Below are 549 nucleotides of genomic sequence, written 5' to 3'. Positions count from 1 at the left end.
TGGTGAACAGGTACTGGTGCCGGTGCTGTACCTGGCCCAGGCCAACAACCGCCTGGCACCCAATGGCTCCCTGATTGCGGGCAAGGACGTGAGCCTGATTGCCGGCAAGGACCTGAACAACGTCGGCACCCTGCGCGCGGCCAATGACCTGTCGGCGGTGGCGGGGGATAGCCTGGTCAATAGTGGGTTGGTGGAGGCGGGCAACCGCCAGGACCTGCTGGCCGGCAACTACCTGGTCAACCGCGCCGGCGGCATCATCGCCGGGCGCGACGTGAGCCTGACCACCACCCAGGGCGACGTGATCAACGACCGCACCCTGACCACCCACCAGAGCAGCAGCGAAGACTACGTCCGCGAGCAGCGCCGCGACTTCCTCGACAGCGCCGCGCGCATCGAAGCTGGCAACAGCCTGAGCATCGACGCCGAACGGGACTTCGACAACACCGGCAGCGTCCTGCACAGCGGCGGCGACACCCGCATCAAGGCCGGTCGCAACGTCAGCCTCACCGCCGTCGAGCAAGTGGTCAGCAACGACCGCGGCATTGGCAA

At 67.0% G+C, this 549-nt stretch carries 1 protein-coding gene; it reads left to right on the top strand.

The features are described 5' to 3' along the window. Positions 1–549, top strand: a 549-nt coding sequence (locus U873_RS0133185; RefSeq protein ID WP_029978843.1) for a hemagglutinin repeat-containing protein, incomplete at both ends; no start/stop codon positions are given.

The organism is Pseudomonas sp. PH1b (assembly GCF_000633395.1).
Lineage (GTDB): Bacteria > Pseudomonadota > Gammaproteobacteria > Pseudomonadales > Pseudomonadaceae > Aquipseudomonas.
The sequence above is the reverse complement of the archived record's forward strand: the minus strand, read 5'-3'. Positions and strand labels throughout refer to the sequence as shown.